The sequence below is a fragment of the Peptoniphilus catoniae genome (genome assembly GCF_901447155.2).
GTDB lineage: Bacteria > Bacillota > Clostridia > Tissierellales > Peptoniphilaceae > Peptoniphilus_E > Peptoniphilus_E catoniae.
Genome location: NZ_LR588415.1, coordinates 238,820 through 263,963, shown reverse-complemented (window position 1 = coordinate 263,963; position 25,144 = coordinate 238,820). Strand labels below are relative to the sequence as shown.

Sequence of the window (25,144 nt, the reverse complement as noted above, 5' to 3'; positions counted from 1 at the left end):
TCGTTTCTATATGGAATTACTTCCGAACCCCTAATCATACCTCCCATATATTCCATATTATCTCTGATAGTGACAGTTTTAAGTCCTCCACTTAGTTCATCAAAATCTGTAATGGTGAAGTCCTTATCTTTATATCTAACCTGATCGCCTATTTTAAATTTAGGCTCTATCTTTTCCTTAACTTCTTCTTGTAAAGAGTTTTCCTCACTTAGTGCAACTTGCTCTTCTAAATATGAAAATTCACGCTCATTTACTTCTTCACCATCACCAAGGTCAATCCTGTAATGCTCGACAACTTCTCCGTCTACATAGTGGTCAAAATAGAATTTGAAATATCCGATATAATCATCTGTAATTTCTCCAAATTCATTTTCTCCAAGATTTTGATTATGGTCTTTAACATCAATATCCTTTTGTCTTAGGAGATTAATTAATTCTTTGGTTACTATCTGCCCACTATAATCGGGAACTAATTCGTGGTTTTCATTAAATTCTACAATCCAATAATCTTTTCTATTTTCAGCGTTTTTGTCATCAAAAAAAGAAGCTTCATCAGCTTCCTTTTCTTGGCTTATTTCATTTTCTAAGCTTCCACGTATTCCTTGATTGCCATTTTCTTCACTGTTGCCATCAAGTTGTTCATATGTCCTTGGTATTCCTCTGGATTCTCTCTCATCATCTTCTCTGTCAATCCTTGTGCTTTCATCATTTTGACTTTTTCTCTCTTGATAAAGTCCACTGCCTGATTCTGAATTTCCTTCAGATGGTTCAAAAGTGTTTTCTCCTCGTACATTTCCTGAAGCTTCTTCCAGTTCTCCATATCCTCGCTCCCTACCAGGTAAGACAGTCTTAGAACTGCGTATGTCGGATTCGGAAATCTCTCCATAAATTCCAGATCCTTCTCCATCATATCCAAGGTTTTCTCTTCGATCTTCATTGCTATTTCTTCTGTCGCTTCCATCTGTGAAAACTCGTCCATCTCTACTTCTTGACCTATCATATCGTCTATATAAATCATCTTGACCTCCTCTATCCTCATTTATATTTTCTATATCTCTATTATAGTCGGCAGCGACCCTTTCTGTCAGCAGCCTAGCACGATCCATTTCCTTAGATTTTTCTATTGTGCTATCTATAATATCTTCACTAACCCTTGATATTACAATACCTATCTGCTCTAAAGAAATTGTATTTATCCTAGAAAAATTATTTTTTAAATTTTCCATATCCATAGGATAGACTGTATTAAACCTATTAGCTACCGCATAGGATATTGAGTCTCTCATAAACTTTTCAAAGCTAAGTCTATCCTCTATATCTATTCTCAAATCAGCAAGAGCCAAGTTAATATATTCATCTCCATAAATTCGACTTAAAGAAAATATATTTTCATTAAGTGAATCACTCGCTTCAAATGAAGAATTATTTATTATTTCTTTTAAAGCCTCGTTATGGTTTTCGTGATCAAACTGCCATAAGCTAACCTCATTAATATTCCTATCCATTGATGTGGTCTGACTAATATCAAAAATATATGAAACTTTTTTGTTTATATCACTTCCAACTAAAATTGGAATACCCTTTTGACCTCTCATAACAACTCTGCCGAAATATTTCTTCCACATATCAAATGTCGCACAAGCTCTAGCTTCAGGTTCTTTGTTATATATACTTAGTTGGCTGGAAAAATCATATTTCTGATTATTGCCTATAACTTTTAAGAGTTTTAAATATTCATTTTCATCTTGCAAAACTTCATACTTTATTGCTTCTTGTATATTCTTAAAATCATTTACTTGCATTTCCTACCTCCATTCTATGAATTTCTTTTATAATAGCCATTAACACATCCACTACAATAGAATTGCCGGCCTGCTTATATAGTTTACTTGAGGTGCAATTTTTTCTTCTTGGATGCACTTCTTCTAGTTTGTTAATATCACTGTCATCAAAACCCATGAGTCTTAAACATTCTCTTTCTGTTAAATACCTATACTGACCATTTCCAATATCTATTATTCCAGAATTAGGTACTCTCATCTGTTTTGTAGAAATAGTATAAGAAAAATCTTTAATCACTTTAAGTCGCCCTCTAAAACTGTTATCTATGCTTTTATTTAAAAATTTCAGCATATAAGGTTGGGTCATTGTATAAAGTTCATTTACATCCTTTTCTAAAAATTCACTTAGTGGTCTTGTTTCTTTCCTCTCTAATTTATTAAAATAAAAGTTATTTGTTCCAAGACATGAAACAACAAATATCCTCTCCCTTTTTTGAGGTATCCCAAAGTCCATTGCATCTAATATTTCATACTTACTTTCATATCCAAGGTTTTCTAGCTCTTTTAGATAAATAAAAAAGGAGTCCCTCATATTTCTATCAAGGACTCCCTTTACATTCTCCCAAATTATCCATTTAGGTTTATCTTTCATTTCTTTTATTATTCTAATTGTTTCAAATAGTAAGCTTGATCTAGTTCCTGAATTCTTTACTCCTCCCTGCTTTTTTCCTATTCTTGAAAAGTCTTGGCAAGGACTACCATGCATAACTAAGTTAATCTTTTCATCAGGAGCTTTATATCCTACTACTGATTTTGGCTTATAACTCTCTTCATAAAGTGCGTTGTATGATTTAACACAAGCCTTATCTATTTCTACATAATCAACTACTTCATAAGGTATCTTTAAATTAATAAAAGCCTTTCTAATAGCACCTATGCCACCGAAAAGCTCTAATATTTTTACCTTATTCATTTAGATTATTCTTGTACCTATCTACAAGTTCCCTTATACTATCTTCTATTTCTCTTAAAAAGTCTTCTTTATCTACCTCGCCAGAGCTAATCTTTGCAAGTTTCATTTCCCATTCAGATGTCGTTTCTGCCGACTTAAACTTATCCTCTACAATCGATACAAGTCTATTGCCTTTTTCTGTTACAAGTAAATTTTTCTTTTCTCTTCTTATGAGATCCTTATGGATAAGATTTTCAATAATTCCTGCTCTTGTAGCTGGTGTTCCTAAGCCTTTTCTTTCCACTTCTATGTCTTTATCCAAGGATTCTACTCCTGCATTCTCCATAGCCTTTAAAAGTGTATCTTCGTTATAATGACTTGGAGCTTTGGTAAATTTCTCTGATATATTTTTAGAAGTTAGCTTAATTTTATCTCCAGTCTTTATATCTGGTAATTCATTTTCTTGTTTTTCTTTTCCATAGCTCTTTAGATACTTTGTATAACCTTCATCGATTATAGTCTTGCCACTTGCATTGAAGTTAAATTTATCATATTCATATTTGATTTTTCTGCTAGATTCCTTTAAGTTATCCGAACATGAAGCAAGTAATTTATCCTTAATTAGTTTATAGATTTTGCTTTCTTTATCAGATAAATCTTTAGCTTTTTCAATGCCCGATATAGTAGGAATAATCGCATAGTGGTCTGTAACCTTAGATGAATTAAAAATAGACTTAAAGTTTGATTCATTAACCTTAAAGTCTTCTTCAAGTCCTTCTAATAATTCTTTTATAGTATTAACCATATCATCGGTTAAATACCTGCTGTCTGTTCTTGGGTATGTGATTAGCTTTTTTTCATACAAAGCTTGTGCCAGATTTAAAGTGTCATTTGCTGAATATCCAAAATATTTATTTGCTTCTCTTTGTAAGGTAGTGAGATCATAAGGCTTATCTGGTTTTGTAATTATTTCTTTATCTTCTACCTCTGTAATAACTATTTCATCTTCTAGCAAGTTTAAAAGTTGCTCTGCAACTTCAATTCTATCAATCCTATCTGATACAAGCTTCAATCCTCCATAAGATAAGTCAACTGTATAATATTTTTGCTTCTTAAATAGGTTTATTTCACTATCCCTTTTAGCTATTAAATATAGGGTTGGTGTTTGTACTCTACCAACTGAATATGTTTCCTTGTAAATGCAAGAATAAAGCCTACTTAGATTCATTCCTACCAGCCAATCTGCAATGGCTCTTGCACTTGCTGATCTATATAAGTCTTCAAAGTTTTCTCCATCTTTAAGATTTCTAAATCCATCTTCAATAGCTTTGTTTTCCATTGAAGATATCCAAAGTCTTTGAATCTTCTTCTTACATTTAGCTTGATTATATACAAGCCTAAAGATAAGTTCTCCCTCTCGTCCAGCATCACAAGCATTTATAACTGTGTCGATGTTCTTATCGTTTAAAAGTTTCTTTAAAACTCCATATTGTTTCTTAGTGCTTTTAGATACTTCATAAATATATTCTTCTGGGATTATAGGAAGAGTGTCCATTGACCATTTCTTCCATTTTTCGTCTATCTTATCGGGACTTGCCATTTGAATTAAATGACCAACACACCATGAAACAATGTAGCCACCTCCCTCATAATATCCGTTTTTTCTTGTTCTTGCTCCAATTACTTTTGCAATTGTAACTGCTACACTTGGCTTTTCTGCTATTACTAACTTCATTAATACCTCCATAAATAAAAAAAGAGCGAAAGATTTCTCTCTCGCTCAAGCTTTTAAAAATTATTATAATAGTTCATCTTCATCGTCTTCATCTAAAGATTCTTCATGACTTTCTTCATTGTCAGACTCATCTTCTGACTCACTAATATAATCCTCATCATCTTCTTCAAAGTCTTCCAACATTTTATCTTCTTTTGCTTTAACTACCTTAAAATAGTATCCTGCTCCTACAACTCCTCCAATTACAAGTGCAACAATTAGAAATGAACCTATTCCGCTTTTCTTTTCTTCTTTTACTGGAACAACAGTAGGTTCTTCTTTTTTTACTTCTTCTTTCTTAGGCTCTTCAACCTTTATAGTATTTTTATCTTCTGATTCAATCATATTAAGTAGGTCTTGCTCTCCTACTTCTGTTAATAATCTTACATTATCTTGATTTGATGAGTGATCCACTATTAGGTGCATCGTTTTTCCACTTTTAGTTTGAAATGTTAAAAATTGTCTTACATCTACTGGATTTTCTTTATCTTTTTCTGTATCTCCACTTGGTGTAATATCTTTTCCATTCCTATCTACATTTTCAATTACTGAACCTCTTGCCTTATTTTCCTGTGTTGCTAGACTATTTACTGCCTTTGTATTACCACCTTTTACAAGTGGTGTTTTCTTTGGAGGATTATTTGAAGGCTTGGTTGCTTCACTTGTATTTCCTGGTATTCTTGGAACATCTTGATAAGGAATTTCTTCTTTTGATGGTGCAAAAACATCATCTTTCAACATTTTCTCAAATTCTTCTTTTTGTGGTTCATAGATTGATTCGTTTTGACTTTCTATTTGCCCTTCATTTGTCATTGCAAATGTAGTTGCTGGTACTGTAAATGTAAAAAGGAGTAACGCTATGGCTACTCCTCGTTTAATGCTCTTATTCATTTTTCTATCCTTTCTTATTTTACATTTTTAAATACATAGACTGCTTTTCTAGCATTGTCCCATTCTATTGTTTGGTTTTTGCCATCTTTAATATCTCCATGACTTGCTCCAAAAGCTTTAGCAATATTTGAAATTGAAGCATGAATTCTTCCATTTATAATCACTGGCTTAACATCTGAATTGTAGACCTTTCCATCTGAATCTTTCATAACACCAGTATCAATATTTAGTCTTAATGTCTTTTTAGCTAAGATATTATTCTCTTTGTTTGAGAAAATGGCTTCACGAGTAGAGTTGTCATACTCAACATTAAAACCTAGAGTATAAGCAATATATCTTACTGGAATCATAGTTCTTCCTTGGTCTACATAAGTTTTTACATCCATATAGACTGTTGTCTTACCATCTTTATTGATAATGTTATAAAAGTTTTTGTCTACTTGGAAAACTGCAAATTCTTTTTCATCTTTAACTTGTTTTTTACCTTGTTGTTCCTCTTGCTTTTTCATCTTGTTAAGATCAAATTGATTTAGGATGTTCTTATCATCAGCTTTCAAAATTTCGTCCCACTTCTTATCTTGAGATTTCTTATCTTCTTTCTTCTCTTTGTTTTCTTTTTGGAGTTTTAGAAGTTCATCTAATTTCTTAGATAAGTCTTGATTTAGATTTTTATCTTTTTCATCTTTAGCTTGTTTTTCAAGTTCTTCTTTTGCTTTTTTATTTGCTTCCTCGATTAACTTCTTTGCTTCTTCAATTTTCTTATCTAATTCTTCTTTTAACTTTTTAATTTCTTCTTCAGAAGCTTTTTGTTTTTCTTCTAGTTCTTTAATTTTCTCTTCTAATTCTTTTTTTGTATTTTCAGAAGATTCTTTTAAACTATCAATAGCCTTTTGAACCTCTTCAATTTTCTTACAGCATTCTGACTTAGAATTTTCTGTCTCTTTCCTTTTAGACTCAAGGTCTTTTATCTTATTATCTTTTTCATCAAGGGCTTTTTCTAAGTCCTTAATTCTATTATCTTTATCATCAATTTCTTTAGTCTTCTTTGCAAGTTCCCCTTCTAAAGACTCAAGCTTTTCTTGCATTTCTTTGATTTTATTTTCGTTTTTGTCGGTCTTTTCTTTCTCAGCTTCTAACTCCCATTTTGTAGATGAATAATCTTCTTTTAGTTTTGTATTTTCATCTTGTAATCTTTTTAATTCATCTTTAAGCTGAGTAATTTCTGCTATTAGTTCATCATTATTAGAATTTTTAAGATTCTCAATTTCTTTATTCAATTGAGCAATCTTATTATCTTTATCTCTAATCTCTTCTTCTAGCTTATCCTTTTCTTGTTTTAGTTTCTCTCCATTATCTTTGCAAGATTCTAACTTTTCCTTTAATTCATCTATCTTTGATTGGTCTTCTTTTTTCTTATCATTTAAGTCTTTGATCTGATTTTCTAAGTCCTTAATGTTTTTAGTTAAATCATCAATCTTATTGTCCTTTCCATCAATATCTTGTCCTGTCAAATCAGTTTGAGTATCGATGGAATATTTGTTTGGATTGAAAATAGTCATCTTTCCTTGATACATATCATTGTTATAATCGAATTCAAGTTCTACACTATCTACTTTCTTATCAAAGACAAACTCTCCATTTTCATACCTTAACCCATTAGGAATAGATTTGAATCCTTGATTTCCTCTGAAACCAAAATGATTTTCGTAAAATGGATTTTGTTTTGGTCTATATTCAACTTCTTGATTGTGGAATACTCCCTTACTGTTAATATTTGGATTGCCTAAAACTTTTATAGTGTGCAATTTATTTCTTGAAAAAGCATATTGTTCAATTGTCTTCACAAACTTCGGTATAGTTATTTCTTGAAGATTATTTCTTTCAAAAGCATTATGTTCAATATTTACCAAAGTATCAGGTAAAGCTACTTCTTTAAGTCCACAGTTGAAGAATGCTAAGCCTCCAAGGTAAGTTAAACTATTTGATAGTTTTACCTCATCTATACTTGCTTCGTAAAAGGCAGCATAACCTAAATGCTTAACTGAATCAGGAATAATTACTTTATCCCAATGTTTGCCACGTCCAAATTCTCTTTTATATCTAAATTCATCGTTTGAATGATTTAAAGAGTAATTTCCATTTATAGACTTGGTTCCTTCAGGAAATACTAGAATATTTGTCCTTTCTTTCTTTTCTAAACCCTTATCACTAAAGGCAATTATATTTCCCTCAGAGGAATACATAAAATCATCTTCCGTCCAAGTAACATCAGACTTTGCAAATGCACTTGTATGCACAGTTGATGTCAAAACTAATAAAAGAGCCATAAAAAAGGCTCTTAGTCTGTTCGTATTAAATTTCTTCATTATGAATGTTCTCCTTTTCTTTTAATTTTTCTTCTCTTTTTCTTTCATTAATTTTCTCCATTAATTCTTCCAAGCTAATATTGTTCCTCCTAAGAGTTACAATTATTTCTTCATTTTCAACTTGTATTTCTTCGTCGCAAATTTCCTTGTATTTTGCATTTAAATCTTTTAACTTCTCTTCTATTTTTTTCTTTTTGTTCCTAATACTTACAAGCTTTCTGTTCACATAATATCTCCCTTCTATCTTGGTCTTCCAAATCCATAAAAGTGTGATTTCCAATATTTTGAATTTATTGATGTGTATTGAATTGGATCTCCTGCGTGAATCATCATTCCGTTACCTGCGTATATTCCTACGTGAGATATTGGTGTTCCACTGTTATATGTTGAGTGGAAAAATATAATATCTCCAGGTTGAGCTTCACTTGGACTTACTGGATTACAATAGTCTTTGTATATTCTCCATGCAGTTGTTCTTGGCATACTCTTTACACCAGACTTTGTAAATGACCAACATACAAAACCTGAGCAGTCAAAGTTAGATGGTCCACTTGCTCCAAACACATATCTTTTACCTATATGTTTTTCTGCTTCATTAAATAAGGCTTTGGTAGTTTCAGAATCAAAAGCAAGACCAGGATTTCCAAAGTTTGGATTGTCTACTATTTCTCCTAAGTCGCCATTACCTGATCCAAAAACATCTCCCATATTCCCATTAGCTTCAAGAAGAGCTTCATAATGAACTACATTGTCTGGATAATCTTTAAATATTTCCCTAACAACTTCATCCATTTCTTTTTTCTTTAAAGTTACAATTAACTTTTTATATTCGTACTCTTCTTTTTCATAGCTAGTATAAGGATTGCCTCGACTATCATATCTAGTTCTTGCTACTGTTCTTGTTCTAATTTCAATTTCTTCCTTAAAGTCAAGCTTATACATCTTATCGAAAAGCTCTTTTAAAATTCCTTTTACTTCAGATGCTGATTTTACTTCTCCACATCTTGAAGTTATATAGGATAAAAGTTCATGGGTATTATGACCAATTTCTCCTTCTTTGTTTATGATATATTCGTCATATCCAGGATGACTCGTTTTTACGCTTTCGATTTGTGATTGTAGGTCATATTCCATTGATGAAAACTCTTGATTAACTTCACTTAGAACTGTATCTTGTGATAGGTATGTTGTTGTCATTACTGAGTTAACAGAGTTGCTTAATCCACTCATGCCAACACTTCCACCACCAATCATGATTGATAGCATAAGACCTAGTCCTATTACTAGAAATAGAACCATCTTACTTTTTCTTACGATTAGCTCTTTAGAAGCCTTACCTAAACTTAAAATAGCTTTTTTAACTCTATCCACAAGTCTTGTTTCGTGCTTTTTAGCTATCATGCTTTTCATTTGTTTTCTCTGATAAAACTTCTTAAATCTATTTTTCTTTATATAGGCGTCTGACTTTTTTAAATCTTCCAAGCCACTTTTAAACTCCAACTTGCTTTTTCTATTTCTTATTTTCTTATCAAGTTTAGATAGCTTTTTTAAGGACTTTTTCTTTTTGTCTAGCTTATACTTCCTTATTCCATGCTGAAGTTTAGAGCTTACATTAGCGGCCTTTTCTCCAGATTCTACACCAGTATTGTCAGATCCTGAACTTAGATAATCTCTCACTAACTCTGATGACTTAGCTCCAGATAATAAAACCCCAGAAGATAGGCTTCCTTTAGTTTTATTCTTTAAGATATTATCCTTTAGCTTGCTTTTAGACTTTTCAAGATCTCCAATTTTTTTATCTGAGATAAAATCTTTAACATCTTGTGCTTTCTTAGAATCTTTAGTTGTAACTTTCTTAGCTTCTTTTTTTAAGTCATCAATTTTCTTTCGAGTGAATTTATCACTTTCATAATTTTTTCTCTTATAGTAAGTCTTCTTTTTATTAACTTTCTTTTGTTCTGACGGTTTAAGGCTTGTTTCCTTTTCATCTTTTATAAATTCTTGATAATTGTCTTTAACCTTCGAATTATCAAAAGTCTTATCTGTATCAACTTCGCTTAGCTTATTTTCTTTATCTATTTCTTTAGAAAATTTTTTCTTATCTCTAAACTTCTTTTCTTGATAAAGCTTCTGCTTTTGCTTTTTATCGATATTAGCATTACTCTCGTCCTTACTTACTTCATCTTTAACAAGCTTATCTTTTCTATATATTCTCTTACTTTTCTTTGTTTCAATAGGTTTATCTTCACTTGTGTGGATTCGCTTAGACTCTTTCTCGTTGATTTTGTCTTGGAATTTATCCTTGCTATGGATAAGTTTATCCTCATAATTTTTAAGAACTTGTCTTTTACTTGATGCCTTCTTATTGCTTATTGGCTGAGCCTTAGCTGAAATATCATCTGTTGTTAGTTTATTAGAATTAATATTTCTACTGTTTTTACTATCAAAATTCACCTTTTTGAAGTCTACATCTAAGTCTTCATCAAGTTTAAAGCTTTCATCTGTCTTTATTTCAAAATTAGCTTGTTTTATTTCTTCAGCCTTATTCTTATTATCTAAAACTTCTTTTCTAATTCTTTCCTTGTTTTTAGACTTCTGAAAATCTTTTAGTTTATCTTGTTTTTGCTCTTTAGATAATATATTCTCATGAATTAGTTTAGATTCCTTTTCAGCTATTTTATCTCCAAACCTATCCTTAGTCTTAATAATCTTATTGGTATAATCATCTGAATGAACAAGTTTACTATCTATATTCTTTTCAGGAGCGTCCCTATTTCGTATAATCTTCTTTTGAAAATCTTTTTTTAGTTTTTTATCCATATCACACCTACTTAGCTTCTTCTGGTTTTGTTGTCATCAGCTTATATAGCATGGTGTCTTTAGGGAATTTATCTATAAATGGAACAATAGTATTTCCAAAGAATAATAGTCCCTCACCAGCGTTTGAATTAGTAATATAGTTTAGCTGATAAGGCGATATTTTTAATTTCTTAGCAAGTATATCTCTATCTCCAGATGCTTGATTTAACATTAGAACAAAGTCTGTATTATCAAAGATATTTTCAATTTCCTGACTTGTTAAAAGGTCTTTTACGTTTTGAGTTATGCCTGTTGGAATACCTCCCCATTTTCTAAATCTTTTCCAGATTTCTACTGAATATGAAGCAGTTTGTGGGTCTTTTAATAAAAGGTGGAACTCATCTATATAGTATCTGGTAGATTTGCTTCCTCTATTTAGGGAAACCTTGTTCCAAACCTGGTCTTGAATTACAAGCATACCTATTTTTTTAAGTTGTGTTCCTAGCTCTTTTATATCAAAACAGAGCAGTTGCCTATTTAAGTCAACATTTGACCTATTATTAAAGACATTAAGACTTCCCTTAACATAAATTTCCATTTCTGTTGCTAGTTTTCTTCCAACTCCCTCTTCTTGAGATAGGAGCATATCGTATAAATCTCCTAATATTGGCATATTTTCTGGTTTTGGATCTTCAAAATATTTTTGGTATATCTTTGGTAAGCACCTATCTATAACAGATTTTTCTGCAGCAGTAAGACCAGATCCTCCTACTACAAGTTCAAGCATAGACATTATGAAATTTGCCTTGTCTTTTAAAGGTGCGTCCCCATCTCCATAGTTCATATTTATATCTAGTGGATTTAGATAGTCCTTTGACTTTGCTGAAACTTTAATAACTTCTCCATTAAATTGTTTTACAAGGTTTGAATACTCGCCCTCAGGATCACAAATAATTACATCATCATCTGTGACAAGAATTGCATTTGCCATCTCTCTTTTTGCTGAGAAAGATTTACCAGAACCTGGTGTTCCTAATATTAATCCGTTAGGGTTCTTTAGTTTCTTCCTATCTGCCATAATCAAGTTTTGGCTAAGGGCATTTAAGCCATAGTACAAAGAATTTGCCGAATCAATAAATAGCTCTTCTGTTGTAAAAGGCATAAATACTGCCGTTGATGATGAAGTTAAAAATCTTTTAATTTCGACTTGATTAACTCCTAAAGGTAAGACAGAAACAAGTCCTTGTTCTTGCTGATGAGATAATCTTTTTACCTGACAATTATGTCTGTTTGCAATTGATGATATTTGAGCAATGGTGTTTTCTAATTTTTGATTAGTCCTTGCAAAATTCATCATTACTATGGTAACTACAAAGAGCCTTTCATCTCTATTTTGTAAGTCAGATAACATGGACTTAACATCAGCTCCGAAAGTATTTATATCTGAAGGAATAATATCCATATCATATCCAGCACGAACTGCTTTCTTTTGTTCTTCAATTTTCATTCTGTCTAGGTCTGTGTTCTTTCTCTTAATGAGTTTAATAGCTTCTGCTTGTTCAACTACATCTATATGAAAAGCTACATAAATATTGTCATCAATATCTAAAAACTCAGATAGCATTCTGTCTGATAGCTCACTTGCTAGTATTTGAAAATGGCTTACTGCCCCAATGAATTTCCCAAATTTAAAATTATTTGCTGGTGCAAAATTAAAAATATTGGGAGTTATATGTGATTTTGTAGACTCTTTCTTCTTCAAATCCTTATATGAAAAATCAAAGTTTTTGTCTGGATTTAACATATCGTGAACAAGTCTTAGTCTTTCTTCGCCATCAAGGCTCTCAGCTCTTACTCCCATAGATTTAAAGTTGGATAAAATATCTACTTCAAGTCTATTTAACTTTGCTCTTGCTTGCTCTAGATTATCGGCTTCTATTGTAAAGGTTATATACTTCATCTTTTTAAGTCCGTTATTTCCCTTTGCAAGTTGAAGCTTTAACATCTCCCTGAACTCTTTTCTTACATCGTCATAGAAGTCTCCCTTATCAGCAATTTTAATTGCATCTTGTAGGTCTTTATTTCTTCCTAATTGATTTGCATACGAAAGTTCAATGTGGACACTTGGATCAAAAGAATTTAAAAAGTTGGCAAATTGGTTAAAGATTAAATCTCTATCTTCTTCCAATGCCAACTGGTAATTTATATCTTGAAATGAAATTGTCTTTGAATAATTTTTTTCATCTAACTGGCAAATGCCCTCTGGTAACATTCTTATATATGGAATTGTATCCTCAACAGTAAATCTCTTTTTCTCTTTCTTTAAAAGTACACTTAGAAGACTATTTGTTGGATCTTTCTTTGTTTTTAACCTTCTTACTTCCTTTCTGTCTTTTTTTAATTGTTTTTCCCTTAGATTTAAGTCGCTGATTTGCTTTTTTCTTTGCTTCAAGGTATGCCTCCTTTCTTATTCTCTTAGTTGGTTGATAAAACTTATGAAGATAGAAAAATTTAAAATATTTTTCAAAAGTTAAGGTATCTTTTTCATATAAGGTTATAAAAAAGATTGGCAGAGTTACTATTAGCATTACAATGATTGAAACATCATTAGGTAGATATTTTTTCATAAATAAATAAGTCGGTATGCCAATTAGTCCTGCCACAGAAAAACCTATAAGTTGTCTTTTAGTTAAGTTAAAGGCAACCTTTGTTTTAATCTTGTCCAAATCTTTTGGTATTGGTACATATGCCATTTTAATCTCCCTCTACTTCTTCTTTGGAAAGTTCAAGTATATGGTCATAATTAGATATTGTTTCTTCTTCTAGGTAGCTAATTCTTTCTTCTAATTCTTCTTGTTTTTCTTCATTTCTGTCATTGTATGCTCCTTGATACATAACAAATTCATTGTGACATCTTCCGAGTATATTTATTCTCCTCTTTAAGTTTCTAATCTCTTCATTTCTTTTTTTCTCTTTTAAAATTTCATAAGTTCCTCCCAATAAAATTCCAAGTCCTAATAAAGCACAATTTTTCTTTTTTAACATTTATTCCTCCTAGTGCGTATTCATAATACTTTTTGCAACTGTTCCACTCTTAAACATCATAAGTCCAAGTAGTAGAGCATATCCTAATATACTAAACAAGCTTGCGTGAATATCTGTAATCTGTACCGTTCTTATTAAAACGGTGTAGATACCTAAACATACCATCAAAAACAAACCTTGTAGTCCCAAGGCAAAAAGTCCCTTGATATAATTTGTTCCAATCTGACCCCATTCTTTATTTCCCATAGTCGCAAATGGTATGGATGATACTGATGAGTAGACATATATTTCAAACATACGCCCATATACTATTAATGTTATAACTAGTGATATTCCTTGAATTGCAATCCTTACAAGGCTCGTTTCAACTAGTATCATTAAAAGCTCACCTATTTCTTTTTCTTTTAATGCATCAACCATTGCAACTATCTGATCTCCTGAAACAGTGGCAGAAGTAGTGATTACCCCTGCCGCTTTGTTTACAAGATTTTGTGCCACATCAAAGACTGCCATTGAAAATTCAAAGGCATGGCTTGCAAGGTAGACTGCTATAAACATCTTTATAATGTATTTGAAAAACTCAAAAGTATCTGTATCGGTTGATATTTGTCAACAAAGTTTTTCAAATATTTACAAATAAAAAAAGAGGTAACCACCATTTTTAGTAGTTACCTCTAATCTCATCTATATTTTACTTGTCGTAGTTTATAAGCCTTATTGTTTCTTTTTTTACATCTAACTTTACAATATCATATCCTGCATTATAAATAGAATTTCCCATAGGTCTATCTTCACTTGCATACCAATAGCTTGGATAGGTTCTTGCTGATTTGCAAAGTTTTCTGCCTATAAGTTCTTCCACCTTTGAAAAATCAAGCTCTATTTCTCTGTCTTGCCCTTTCAGATATTCTGTTATCGGTGAAAATCTGCTGTCTTTGTGAATATACTTTTTATCTTCTTTTTCCTCTATATAGGTATCTTCCTTTATTTCATCATCCTTTTCTATTTCAAACTTACCGATAAAGTTAAAGTAAATATCTATCCTTTGAGTAAACTTATATCTTTTAAGTTTCTCCTTTTGATATATCACAATTTTATCTATCAATTGATTTATCATTGAGGTTGTGAGTATGGAAAAATCAGTAAAGTTCTTAATGGTCTTAATAAACTGCTCTGTATTATCACTAACAGATTGTAGCTTTCCTGTTACTTCCTCAAGCTCAAATATTTCACTATTTAAGATCTTTTGTTCATCAGTATACTGGATAGCTATCTTATTAAAGGTTTCATCGTTTATTCTGCCACTTGCATTATCCTCATACAATTTTACAAATAACCTATCTATTACAGCTAATCTATTCTTATCAGCGTTTAATTTCTTTATATTTTCCTTTTGACTTTTCTCTCTTTCTTCAAGTCTTGCAGATATAACGATATTTTTAAATTCTTCCTCATTATCCTCAATGTATTTACTAATATCTTTTAATGCTTCTAAAATAAGCTCTCTAACAACTTCTGTACGAATGTAATGTGCAGAGCATTCATTTCTATGTTTCTGATAGGTTGAGCATATATAATTATCATACCTGACATCTTCTTTGTAATGTCCTGTACCCTTTCTATTTATCCCTCTTGAATTATATAGTTTTTCTCCACAATCTCCACAAAACAGCTTGCCTGTTAGTGGATTTACCGTTCCCTCTCTCGACTGCCTTCTTGTCGTTTTCAAAAGGGAATTGGCAATTTCCCATGTTTCTTTGTCAATAATCGCTTCATGAGTATTTTCAAAAATAGCCCAATTTTCTTTTTTATTGGTGTACCTTCTCTTATCCTTAAAGCTTGGCTTGATGGTCTTAAAGTTTACAGTATGACCTAAGTATTCTTCACGTCTTACAATACACGAAATACTTGTTCCCCACCAACGATATGGTGTGTCAAATTCCTTATTGATACGATTCCCATAGCCATTCATAGCCATATAGTACGATGGAGAATAGACTTTCTCTTTGTATAATAAATCTGCTATCTGATAGGGTCCAAGTCCACTTACAACTAAAGAGTAAATCCTCTTTACAACTTTTGCAGCTTCTTCATCAATAATCCACTTATCCTTGTTATCAGGGTCTTTTTTATATCCATATATGGCATGGCTTCCTGTATGCTTTCCCTCAAGTCCCTTTGCCCTATATACTGCCTTAATTTTTCTACTGGTATCTACTGCATAGATTTCATTAATAATATTTTTGATTGGAATACTTATATCTGTTTCCATATCGGTAGTAAAGGTATCTACATTATCATTTATGGCAATAAATCTTACATTATACTTCGGAAAAAATTCTGTTGTATAGATCCCTACATGAAGATGATTTCTTCCAAATCTGGACAAGTCTTTTACAATTACTGTTCCTATTTCTCCATTTGCAACCCTTGTTATCATATTTTGAAATTCAGGTCTGTCAAAATTTGTTCCTGAGTAGCCGTCATCAATGAAAAATTCACACTGAAAAAAGCCACTCTGCTTGGCAAACTGGCTTAAAATCTTCTTTTGATTTGTAATGGAATTGCTTTCTCCTTGAAGTTCATCATCTCTTGATAAACGACAATAAAGAGCTGTTTTTCTGTTAGCTTGAATAGACATATTTTCCTCCTGTCTATCAAGCCTACCTACGATATTTGTATTATACTCCTTTTTCATAATTTTTTCCACCATTAATTGTCGCTATTTTTTATAACTTCCTGCTTAATGATTGATTTCATCTTATCTTTCAGCTCTTTTCCATTTTTCTTACAAAAGATATTTACAGTGTATTTTGTATTTCCAATTTCTTTTTGAATTACTTTAGTTTTTTTATTGTCTGTGTTTTCTGTTTGTATGGTATTCATAAATTCTCCTTCCTGTAAAATAAAAAAAGCGATTAGAATTTCTACTTTTTCAATCGCCTTTACTCGTCTATTAAGTTTTGTGCTTTCTTCAGCTTTTCTTTACTTTGTATTTTTCTCCTATCAAGTCCTATTACCCTAAGAGGTAAGCACATTTCTATTATCCTTGAATAAATCCTGCCAAGCATTATATCTTCCTGTTCTTTCTCTATGTCTTTGAAATTTAGGTTTGTAGTTATAATGGTCAGTCTTGCCTTTAGGTATCTTGCATTTATCACATTGTAGATTTGCTCTAAGGCGTATTCTGTATTCCTTTCTATTCCAAAATCATCAAGGATTAGTAGAGTAGGATTTGTTATTTGCTCTATATATTCATTTCTATCAAGGTTAAAGCCACCTTTTTGTAAATCATTTAGTATCTGTGCAAAGTTTATCATTTTAACAGTATAGGAATACTCTGTGATTATGGCATTTGCTATTGAACAAGCAAGATAGGTCTTACCACTTCCTACATTTCCATATAAGAGTAAACCTACATTGTCCTTTCTCATTTCTTCAAAATGCTTTACATAGTTTTTAGTTTTTTTGATGATTTCTTTGTCGGTATCTTCATCAGCATTTTCAAAGGTATAGGCTATTTGATTTTTGGATATAAAGCAGTTTTTTCTAAGTCTATCCTGTTCAATCTGCTTTTCTCTTAATTTTTCTTGCTCTGCTCTATCTCTATCACATTTACAAGCATTTCTAATTATCATTAGCTTTTTATCTAACATTGGAATAGGCTTTCCGTCTATTCTTTCATTACAAGTCTTACAATAGATATGTCCGTCTTTTTCATAGTGAGTTTCTTTGTTGTAGGTAAAATCTGTACCTTGTATTTTTGTAGTTATCATATTTTGAGTATCTTTGTTATTCATAGCTTTCATCCTCCTTGTTCTTATTTAAGTGGTGGAATGCGTTTTAAGGCTTATTTTTTATATTGGGTATACTCTGATACCTCTTTCAGCTTTAATACTCTAAAAACACCTTTCCACCTTGTTATATGATATTTATAGGCTGTCGCTGTCCTCATAGTTGGTTGAATAGGTTTTAGAACTTTTATTTTGAATATTTTTCTGTGTTAGTTTCTCTTTGTCCTGTTCATACCAATTAAGGATTGTTACATAGTGGTCTTTGTAGTCTTTTCCTGAACCTTTGATATATCTTGATAATTTTTCAATCATCGTATCGGTATGTCCTTTTAGCCTATCCTTTAGCTTTTGGTATTCCTCATCAGTTAATCGAATATTTTTATATTCTCCGTAAAGAGAAAAGGGGCTAGCCTGTTCTATGCTCCCCTTATCTATACTAACCTTATCTAATCTACCCTTACCTATACTATGCGGACAAACGGTTGACACTTGGTTTTCATTTGGTATACCAAGATTTTCAAGCCTTATATATGCTCCGTTTTCTGTTTGTGTTAAACTTTGTTTTTCCGTAATATACATAGTTTCTTTTCGTCTGTCATTTCTGATGTAGTTATTTATCTTCCAATGAGTAATGACTATAATTCCTCTCTCAAAGACAATTACAAATCCCTTTGTAATTAGGATTTTTAAGTCATCTTCATTTGCTCCTATAATTTTTATTATCTTCTTAGGATTATCCACAAATCCGTCATCATCTGCCCTCATTGATAGATGAAAATATAGGCACTGACTACTTAGTGGCATATCCAAAAATAAGTCACTATCCACTATCTTTAGTGAAAACATTCTTTTATCTGCCATTTTTTCTCCTCTCTTTTCTTCTAAAAAAGGGTGTAACAAATCGTTACCCCCTCTTAGTTTTTAAGGAAGTCGTGATTTACGACACCCTTTATAGTTAGCACGCCCCAAAACAGGGCATCCTTATAAAACTGCCATCATGAAACATGACACAGGCTATATGCGTCCCTAAAACGAGGACTCATCTTTCTATCTGCGTTCTCAAAATGGGTACGCAGCCTTATGCTCTGAAACAGTGCGTCAGCTTATTTATCTGACCGAACGATTTGTTCCATCAGCTTTTGTTTTTTATGTTGTCCTATTTTAGGATTTCATCTTTCCTTATTCCTGTAATAATCTTTTGTTTTTACTTATATTTTCGTCCTTCCTTCAAATAAAAAAGACGATAGATTTTACTTCTACCGCCCTTTGTAAGTGTATATGGCTATTTATTTAATAACTATTTGCCATTTTCATTTTTTATTTTTCTGAATCTAATTCTTTTATAGACTCTTCTATTTCTTCAATAGATGGTAAGCTGCTTTTATATTCCTGCTCAAGTAGTTTGCTAATTTCATACTTACTTATTCCTATTGGCTGTGAGATATTTTCAAGCGAATATTCAGCGACTACATTATCTTTATCTCTGCAAATTAGTATTCCTATGGTTTGATTATCACTATTTGATTTCATATTCTTATTTACAGCTGTTACATAAAAATTGAGTTGTCCTACAAATTCCGGCTTAAATTTCTCTGTCTTTAATTCTACTACAACATAGGAGTGTAGTTTAACATGATAGAAAAGTAAATCTATATAAAAATCACTTTCTCCAACCTTGATATGAACTTGCCTACCCATGTAAGAAAATCCTGTACCAAGTTCCAAAAGAAAAGAAGTTATTTGATTTACTAATGCCTCTTCCAACTCTCTTTCATCATATTTATCCCTTATTGTTAGAAAATCAAAGTTGTATGGATCTTTTATTGTTTGCTTAGCTAATTCAGATTGGACAGCCGGTAATCTATTGTCAAAATTAGTAACTGCATTCCCAACCCTTTTATATAAATCTCCATCAATCTGATGTTCCAAAACCGTCCTGCTCCACCCATTTTCAATAGTCTTATCTATATAAAACAAAGCCTCTTTGACATCTTTACACTTATACATAATCCTTTGATTATGTCCCCAAGGAATACTTTTTATCCTTCTTTCAATATCCGATAATTGGGTTACAGCTCGTAACCCAATTAGGTAATCATTATAAAAGTTATACCAATATCTTATGTGTTTTAAGTTTACGGCTGAAAATCCTCTCATGTCTGGAAATTCTTTTCTTAAATCACTACTCAATAATTTTAGAAAACTATCACCCCAAGAATATTGCTTTTGTTTTTCAACAATTTCTTTCCCCAAGTTCCAATACAAATCGAGTAACTCATAATTAACTTTTACTGCTGCTTTTAATTGACTGCGTCTAACTTTTTCCTTTAAATCTAAAAGTAATTTTTTATATTCACTATCTCCTATGATAGCTAAATCTTTTTTATCCATTCTTACAACTCCAATCGCTTTTTTATCTCAATTCTCGCACCAGCGGTACGAGTTTTAATTTTTTATCATAAACAGCTTATAGCAAATAAGCTCATTTTATCATCAAAGTTTTATTTTAATTGACATAATTATACCAAAAATAAAGGCTCTTTTCTATCTTTCAGTTTCCTTATGAATATGGTCTTTATTCTTGTAATACTTCTTTGCCCATGCTTTTTGCCTATCCTCTTTTTTAATCTGCCTTTGAAATTCTTCTAATGCCATTTTTACACTTGGTTTTTCTCCTCTTGCAATAGCTTTTTTATAGGCTATTTCTATCTCAATATTTATAACTATTCCAAAGTCTTTATTTACTTCTCCTACTACATATTTGATATGGTTTATTTGAGTAATTTCCTCTTTTATAAATTTTTGGTTAAAAGTGAGATGATTTATATCTGTCTGCAACTCTCTTTTTTCTTTCTCCCATTTCTTTGTTTCTATCTTTTCACTTCCACTTAATTTTTTTAGAATAGATTTTGCTCTAATATATTTATCAATTTCTTCTTTATGGGAATTGTAATATTCTTCTTTACTTGTTCCTGCTATTTTACTGAAGATAGAATTACCAGCTCCTTTGTATCTATCATAGACAGTTTTATGTTCTCTCATTATTTTAGCCTGTTTGATTATAGTTTCTATGTTCTTAATTTGCTTATTACAGTCGGCTATGCTTTCCTTATTTTCTTTTAGCTTTGTCAATACTTCATCTTTTTTACACTGTATATCTATGATTGTCTTTAGGTTATTGCTGCTCATATAGGATAGGGCATTAACATATTTTTTAGAGTCAAAATGTTCTTTTCTCATTCTACTGTCATAACTTAGATTTTTAGAAAGTTCCTTTTGAATTTTATAGTAGGTTTCAAGATAGGAATAAACATCAAAAAGGTCTGGAGTTAGGTTATATTCTTCTTGTTTTTCTTTAGAAAATCCTTTCAACAGTCCTTTTACCATATTTATCAAACTTAAAATCCAACTGCTTATTTCTGCAATTTCTTCTTTTAATTTTTTGAACTCTTTATTTAAGGCTATGATTTTTCTGTTATGATTTCCTCTTTCTGTCTGTATACCTTTTTTCTCCATTTGATAGCTTGCTGTCCCTAAATGAACTTGTGGCAGTTCTTCTCTACCTTGTTCTTCAAAAGTGCGTGGATCAATTCTTTTATCTATATTATTTTTTTCTAAATACTCATTTGCTTTCTTTGAAAAGTTTTCTCTCCATTCTTTTGCTTTGTCAGGTTCATTCCAATCATTTAAGTTTACTTTTCTTGCTTTGTAGTTACCGCTTTTTAGCTTTATCTTTTCTCCATTTTCATCAAGGATATATTCTTTTCTGCTTTTAGGTTTCCATTTTCCTTGTTCGTCAATTTCTCTAAGGGTAAGTAGGATATGGGCGTGTGGCTGTTCTTCATTATCGCTTGCCATAGGATTATGAATATTACAATCTGCTATCATACCTTTAGAGGTAAAGTTTTCTTCAATAAATTCACTGATAAGTTTTATTCTCTCCTGTTCATTTAATTCTCTTGGAATTGTAAAGAGTAGATTTCTTGCAAGTTGAGAGTTTTTATTTTTCTCTATTTTTTCAACACTATTCCACAGGTACTCTCTGTTGGAAAATTCTTTTGGTATATGTTCTGGTAGAAATATTTTTGAAAATACAAGATCTTCTTTTTTTGAATAGTCATGGGTTTTTCCATAGTATTCATCTTTTAATTTATCCCTTGCATTATATGCTGCTTTTGCTATTACACTTGCTCCCTTTGATCTTGATACTATGTCTACACGAGTATGCAGACTTTTTATCTCCATTATTTTTCGCTCCTTTCATTTTTTATTTTTTATTCTTCAACATAAGAAAAGCAGATAGATTTTCTTTAGTAATTTTTCTATCTGCTTATCTTTATCCTATATTAAATTTCAATATTTTATAATCTTTATGGTAGTAAGTATCTTTACTCCCTTTTTCAAAGGGCGCAAAGATACACCGACTACATTCGGTGATTTGCGTTCTTGTAGAAAGCTATTCGCTCCGCTAAGGAAACAAAAACGCTAAAGCATTTTTATTTGTTCAAGTGGGCTACTCCCCCTTAACCCCTGTGAACTTTGTTTTTTCTTGATTAAAAATCAATAAAAAAGCAAAGTGTTAAAAATCTCTCCACTTTGCTACATCAATTTTTACATTTAGTTTTCATAAAAGCCACCTATCTATTCTTTATTTTTTAATCTTAACTTTCTAAAAAGCCAGCTTCCAAATCTTCATCTAAGTTTTCGTCTTTTAGATTATCTAAGCTATCATTTTCATCATCAAGATTTTCAATTTCTTCTACAGGAATTTCTCTGTCTCTAAGATAAATTTCTGTAAGTTCCTTTAGTTTTTCTCTATTCCTATTATCTGATAGGATATAGTCTAAAAAGTCATAGATCAAATCATTATTTGTTTCTTCCTGCATACCTGTAATTTCTCTTTCAAAGGCTTCAAACACTCCACCTTTCCTTACTTTTCTTTTTGTTTCTGCACTTCTTTTAAGCTTCTTTTCTTTCTGTTTCAATAGCTTAATTTGATTGTCCATCTGCTCTTTTTTCTTTGTAACTTTTTCTAATTTAATCATTACATTTTCTAATTCTTTCATATTTATTTTCTCCGTTTCTATTTTTCAATCAACTCAGGTTGGAAGTTTTACTCTCCAATCCGAGTTACTAAATCTAAAATATTATAAAAGGACTAAAGTATTTTACCATAGTCCTTTTATAATATAATTTATAAGAATATAACTCTATCTGTATGTTCTATCACATAGTCATCATGTGAAACTAAAATAATCGTTTTTCCTTCTTTATTTAATTTTTTTAATATATCTAAAATTATATCCCTGTTCTGTGGATCAACCGATGCAGTTGGTTCATCCGCTAATATTATAGACTTATTTTGTAATATAAGTCTTGCTATTGCAATTCTCTGTTGCTCACCTCCAGAAAGTTTGAATATTTTCTTATTTAAATCAACATCTAAATTTAGATCCCCAAGAACTTTTTTTATCTTATTGATTTTTTCGTTCTTATTACCACTAATTCCTATTGATAAATTCTCCAAAACTGTAAAGTCATCTATTAACGCAAAATTTTGAAATAGATAACCCATATGTGTTTTTAATAATTTTTTTACCTTTTTTTTATCTTTATAATCTACTTTATCACCATCTATTATAATATCTCCACTATCACAGTTTTCTAACAAGCCTATTATATTTAAAAGAGTTGATTTACCACTACCTGAGCAACCTTTAATACCTACAAACTCTCCTTTTTTAACATTGCAATTAAAATTATTAAATAATACTTTATCTCCATATGATTTGGATACTTTTTTAAGCTCAATCATAAAATCCTCCTTGTGAAAATTATTCACCTTTCAAAACGCTTACAGCTTTTCTCGAATAATATAAATAAACGATTAGAATATATATTACAATTTCCAATCCACAAACAGTGCATAATAACGGATTCAAAATCAAACTTATTACCGTTGTAATTGCTACATTTACACTACATAATACAGAAATTACCCTAAGCGGTTTTTGTGATGATACTTTCATTATCGCAATCTCTTTTTTTCTAAACTCGCAGTAAACAATACCAACTGCAATAATTGCTAAGAAAAACGATAATGTATTTATAAAAAACAACTGAATATTATCTATCAACTTTAACTGCATATAATCTAACATTTTTTTGTGTTCAGACTCCAAGTTAATAAGTTGTACCGTTCCTTTATCTGCACCTATTTTCAGTAAATATTTTTCCATTTTAACTGTTGATTCTTTACCAAAAACAACTCTACCATTATTAAAATAAATACTTCTTTCTATAGGTTTCAATAAATAAATAGCATTATAAACTTTTTCGTTAGGTCTTAAAAAATTAAAATGTTCTTGTTTGTCTTTTATATATATAACTTTTGAATTTGATATATCATCGTATTTTTTTAGTATTTCGTTTGCTCTATTTCTCAAGTTATTAGGTAGTAATATGATTGTTTTTCTATTATCAAAAGAGTTTACATCAATAACAGAATTATCCTCTGAATATATCTTTACATATTTTAGCATATTATGAGACATTCTAATCACAGGTGGATTCGTAATCATCTCTTCTCTTTTTTTAATGTTATTAAATACCTCATGTCCATTTAAACTATAGCTTGGATTAGAATAATCATAAATATCTTCTAAGTTGCTCTTTTCCATAGCAATCAATATATTTTCCATTAGATTTCCGTCTGGTGTTTTTGATGTTTTTATATAATTGAAATTTTTACTTTCTATACTTTCATAACCCTCAGTGGTTAATTTATAGTCTAAATAGTCATTACATAAGTGAGTAGCAGAAAATATAAATATACCCGTTATAGCCACCTTAAACGCCACTACTAAAATAATAAGAATTTTATTGTTTTTATTGTTTTTTAAGGCAGGTATTATTTTTAATATTTTAATAAAGACCGCACCGATTATGCATATAACTAACATTGCCACAAATAAGCATATAAATATATACATATAAAGTCTTAAAAAATCACCAATCAGAGTACCGTCAAGCAAATTTAAATAAACAATAAAAGCCAATCCTATTATGGTATACCCTATCGTAATCTGTTGCACTGCTTTTGCTAAAATCTTCATGGAGATAACAAAAATATTATATCCATTTAATTTCAATATGGCAATTTCTTTGCTTCGCAATATATAATATATGCTTACGCAAAAAATCAAAAACATTATTACACATATAAAAAACTCTATATTTTTTTCCGCAAAAACAATCGAGAAATTCATTCTATGACTTTCAAATTCCTCTTTTTGTAAAACATATTCTTTTAAATCTTCAGAAAATAATTTAAAATTAGCTTCATTATTATTTATAGCCCAAAATCTTTGTATTTTTAGTTCCTCATTTGAATTTTCTTCGTACAGGATTTTATTAGCTCTAATTATTTTTTTTTGCAATCCATATCTAATATTGTTGACATCTGAATTATTAAAAAAATTAAAGGTTATGTCTTTTTCAAAAAAACTAGTGTTTTTATATTCAGTTGTAAATGTTGTAATTTTATATTTGTTCGATATGTCACTTAATTCTTTTGCAGTAATTGTTTTTTCTAACGTACAGTCATACAACTGTCCCTGAGTATTAGGGAAAATCAGAGAACTTGAAAAAAGTATAAATAAAAATACTAAGTATATTCCTGCAAAAACACCGGTCAATGTAAATAATTTTTTCATACTAATCACCATCAATAATAAAAATAA

18 protein-coding genes and 1 pseudogene are annotated in these 25,144 nt (G+C 30.7%); all 19 read right to left on the bottom strand.

Translation table 11 applies throughout. The features are described from left to right. Positions 1-1,788 precede the first annotated feature (1,788 nt). Complete coding sequence (locus PEPCATONIAE_RS06035) at positions 1,789-2,754, bottom strand: DNA cytosine methyltransferase (RefSeq protein ID WP_138160204.1); 966 nt, start codon at positions 2,752-2,754, stop codon at positions 1,789-1,791. Next, positions 2,747-4,468, bottom strand: a complete 1,722-nt coding sequence (locus tag PEPCATONIAE_RS06030; protein WP_138160203.1) for a DNA topoisomerase 3 — start codon at positions 4,466-4,468, stop codon at positions 2,747-2,749. Before PEPCATONIAE_RS06030 ends, PEPCATONIAE_RS06035 begins: the two co-directional genes overlap by 8 nt. Positions 4,469-4,531: 63 nt before the next feature. Continuing rightward, positions 4,532-5,398 (bottom strand): CD1107 family mobile element protein, encoded by an 867-nt coding sequence (locus tag PEPCATONIAE_RS06025; RefSeq protein WP_138160201.1) that lies wholly within the window; start codon positions 5,396-5,398, stop codon positions 4,532-4,534. Positions 5,399-5,412: 14 nt separating this feature from the next. Beyond that, positions 5,413-7,764, bottom strand: a complete 2,352-nt coding sequence (locus PEPCATONIAE_RS06020; protein WP_138160199.1) for a leucine-rich repeat protein — start codon at positions 7,762-7,764, stop codon at positions 5,413-5,415. Then, the gene (locus tag PEPCATONIAE_RS06015) at positions 7,751-7,990 is read right to left on the bottom strand and encodes a hypothetical protein (protein ID WP_138160197.1); all 240 of its coding nucleotides are present in this window, start codon (positions 7,988-7,990) and stop codon (positions 7,751-7,753) included. Before PEPCATONIAE_RS06015 ends, PEPCATONIAE_RS06020 begins: the two co-directional genes overlap by 14 nt. A 14-nt stretch (positions 7,991-8,004) precedes the next feature. After that, positions 8,005-10,584 carry a CD1108 family mobile element protein gene (locus PEPCATONIAE_RS06010; RefSeq protein ID WP_138160195.1) on the bottom strand — a complete coding sequence of 860 codons (2,580 nt, stop codon included), beginning with the start codon at positions 10,582-10,584 and terminating at the stop codon, positions 8,005-8,007. Between the two features lie 7 nt (positions 10,585-10,591). Further along, positions 10,592-13,015: a VirB4-like conjugal transfer ATPase, CD1110 family gene (locus PEPCATONIAE_RS06005; protein WP_138160193.1), complete on the bottom strand. Its 2,424-nt coding sequence runs from the start codon at positions 13,013-13,015 to the stop codon at positions 10,592-10,594. Continuing rightward, the gene (locus PEPCATONIAE_RS06000) at positions 12,906-13,316 is read right to left on the bottom strand and encodes a PrgI family protein (protein WP_138160191.1); all 411 of its coding nucleotides are present in this window, start codon (positions 13,314-13,316) and stop codon (positions 12,906-12,908) included. The genes PEPCATONIAE_RS06005 and PEPCATONIAE_RS06000 overlap by 110 nt, the downstream gene beginning before the upstream one ends. Position 13,317: 1 nt before the next feature. After that, entirely contained in the window at positions 13,318-13,608 is a 291-nt protein-coding gene (locus tag PEPCATONIAE_RS05995) for a hypothetical protein (protein WP_138160189.1), read from the bottom strand. A gap of 9 nt (positions 13,609-13,617) precedes the next feature. Next, a pseudogene (locus tag PEPCATONIAE_RS05990) lies at positions 13,618-14,205 on the bottom strand (VirB6/TrbL-like conjugal transfer protein, CD1112 family); the annotation flags it as partial. 94 nt (positions 14,206-14,299) lie between these two features. After that, positions 14,300-16,306 (bottom strand): recombinase family protein, encoded by a 2,007-nt coding sequence (locus PEPCATONIAE_RS05985; RefSeq protein ID WP_180339358.1) that lies wholly within the window; start codon positions 16,304-16,306, stop codon positions 14,300-14,302. Positions 16,307-16,320: 14 nt separating this feature from the next. Continuing rightward, complete coding sequence (locus tag PEPCATONIAE_RS05980; RefSeq protein WP_155995276.1) at positions 16,321-16,494, bottom strand: hypothetical protein; 174 nt, start codon at positions 16,492-16,494, stop codon at positions 16,321-16,323. Positions 16,495-16,553: 59 nt separating this feature from the next. Beyond that, the gene (locus PEPCATONIAE_RS05975; protein ID WP_082244073.1) at positions 16,554-17,408 is read right to left on the bottom strand and encodes an ATP-binding protein; all 855 of its coding nucleotides are present in this window, start codon (positions 17,406-17,408) and stop codon (positions 16,554-16,556) included. A gap of 132 nt (positions 17,409-17,540) precedes the next feature. Then, on the bottom strand, positions 17,541-18,263 hold the full coding sequence (locus tag PEPCATONIAE_RS05970) for a hypothetical protein (RefSeq protein ID WP_058260673.1): 723 nt from the start codon (positions 18,261-18,263) through the stop codon (positions 17,541-17,543). A 456-nt stretch (positions 18,264-18,719) separates the two neighbouring features. Beyond that, positions 18,720-19,793 (bottom strand): PDDEXK nuclease domain-containing protein, encoded by a 1,074-nt coding sequence (locus tag PEPCATONIAE_RS05965; protein ID WP_058259936.1) that lies wholly within the window; start codon positions 19,791-19,793, stop codon positions 18,720-18,722. A gap of 153 nt (positions 19,794-19,946) precedes the next feature. Beyond that, positions 19,947-21,647, bottom strand: coding sequence for a MobQ family relaxase (gene mobQ / locus PEPCATONIAE_RS05960; protein WP_138160187.1), 1,701 nt, complete (start codon positions 21,645-21,647; stop codon positions 19,947-19,949). Between the two features lie 416 nt (positions 21,648-22,063). Then, positions 22,064-22,468, bottom strand: a complete 405-nt coding sequence (locus PEPCATONIAE_RS05955) for a hypothetical protein (RefSeq protein WP_058259934.1) — start codon at positions 22,466-22,468, stop codon at positions 22,064-22,066. A 128-nt stretch (positions 22,469-22,596) separates the two neighbouring features. Beyond that, positions 22,597-23,217 carry an ATP-binding cassette domain-containing protein gene (locus PEPCATONIAE_RS05950; RefSeq protein ID WP_058259933.1) on the bottom strand — a complete coding sequence of 207 codons (621 nt, stop codon included), beginning with the start codon at positions 23,215-23,217 and terminating at the stop codon, positions 22,597-22,599. A 19-nt stretch (positions 23,218-23,236) separates the two neighbouring features. Then, the gene (locus PEPCATONIAE_RS05945; protein ID WP_058259932.1) at positions 23,237-25,117 is read right to left on the bottom strand and encodes a hypothetical protein; all 1,881 of its coding nucleotides are present in this window, start codon (positions 25,115-25,117) and stop codon (positions 23,237-23,239) included. Positions 25,118-25,144 lie beyond the last annotated feature (27 nt).

Bases quoted from the DNA above. Each gene is read 5' to 3' on its own strand.
- PEPCATONIAE_RS05975 (WP_082244073.1), bottom strand. From the start codon at position 17,408: ATGAATAACAAAGATACTCAAAATATGATAACTACAAAAATACAAGGT.
- PEPCATONIAE_RS06020 (WP_138160199.1), bottom strand. From the start codon at position 7,764: ATGAAGAAATTTAATACGAACAGACTAAGAGCCTTTTTTATGGCTCTT.
- PEPCATONIAE_RS05955 (WP_058259934.1), bottom strand. From the start codon at position 22,468: ATGAAAGAATTAGAAAATGTAATGATTAAATTAGAAAAAGTTACAAAG.
- PEPCATONIAE_RS05970 (WP_058260673.1), bottom strand. From the start codon at position 18,263: ATGGCAGATAAAAGAATGTTTTCACTAAAGATAGTGGATAGTGACTTA.
- PEPCATONIAE_RS05995 (WP_138160189.1), bottom strand. From the start codon at position 13,608: ATGTTAAAAAAGAAAAATTGTGCTTTATTAGGACTTGGAATTTTATTG.
- mobQ (WP_138160187.1), bottom strand. From the start codon at position 21,647: ATGGAGATAAAAAGTCTGCATACTCGTGTAGACATAGTATCAAGATCA.
- PEPCATONIAE_RS06000 (WP_138160191.1), bottom strand. From the start codon at position 13,316: ATGGCATATGTACCAATACCAAAAGATTTGGACAAGATTAAAACAAAG.
- PEPCATONIAE_RS05950 (WP_058259933.1), bottom strand. From the start codon at position 23,217: ATGATTGAGCTTAAAAAAGTATCCAAATCATATGGAGATAAAGTATTA.
- PEPCATONIAE_RS06030 (WP_138160203.1), bottom strand. From the start codon at position 4,468: ATGAAGTTAGTAATAGCAGAAAAGCCAAGTGTAGCAGTTACAATTGCA.
- PEPCATONIAE_RS05980 (WP_155995276.1), bottom strand. From the start codon at position 16,494: ATGAATACCATACAAACAGAAAACACAGACAATAAAAAAACTAAAGTA.
- PEPCATONIAE_RS06035 (WP_138160204.1), bottom strand. From the start codon at position 2,754: ATGAATAAGGTAAAAATATTAGAGCTTTTCGGTGGCATAGGTGCTATT.
- PEPCATONIAE_RS05985 (WP_180339358.1), bottom strand. From the start codon at position 16,306: ATGAAAAAGGAGTATAATACAAATATCGTAGGTAGGCTTGATAGACAG.
- PEPCATONIAE_RS06025 (WP_138160201.1), bottom strand. From the start codon at position 5,398: ATGAATAAGAGCATTAAACGAGGAGTAGCCATAGCGTTACTCCTTTTT.
- PEPCATONIAE_RS06010 (WP_138160195.1), bottom strand. From the start codon at position 10,584: ATGGATAAAAAACTAAAAAAAGATTTTCAAAAGAAGATTATACGAAAT.
- PEPCATONIAE_RS05945 (WP_058259932.1), bottom strand. From the start codon at position 25,117: ATGAAAAAATTATTTACATTGACCGGTGTTTTTGCAGGAATATACTTA.
- PEPCATONIAE_RS05965 (WP_058259936.1), bottom strand. From the start codon at position 19,793: ATGGATAAAAAAGATTTAGCTATCATAGGAGATAGTGAATATAAAAAA.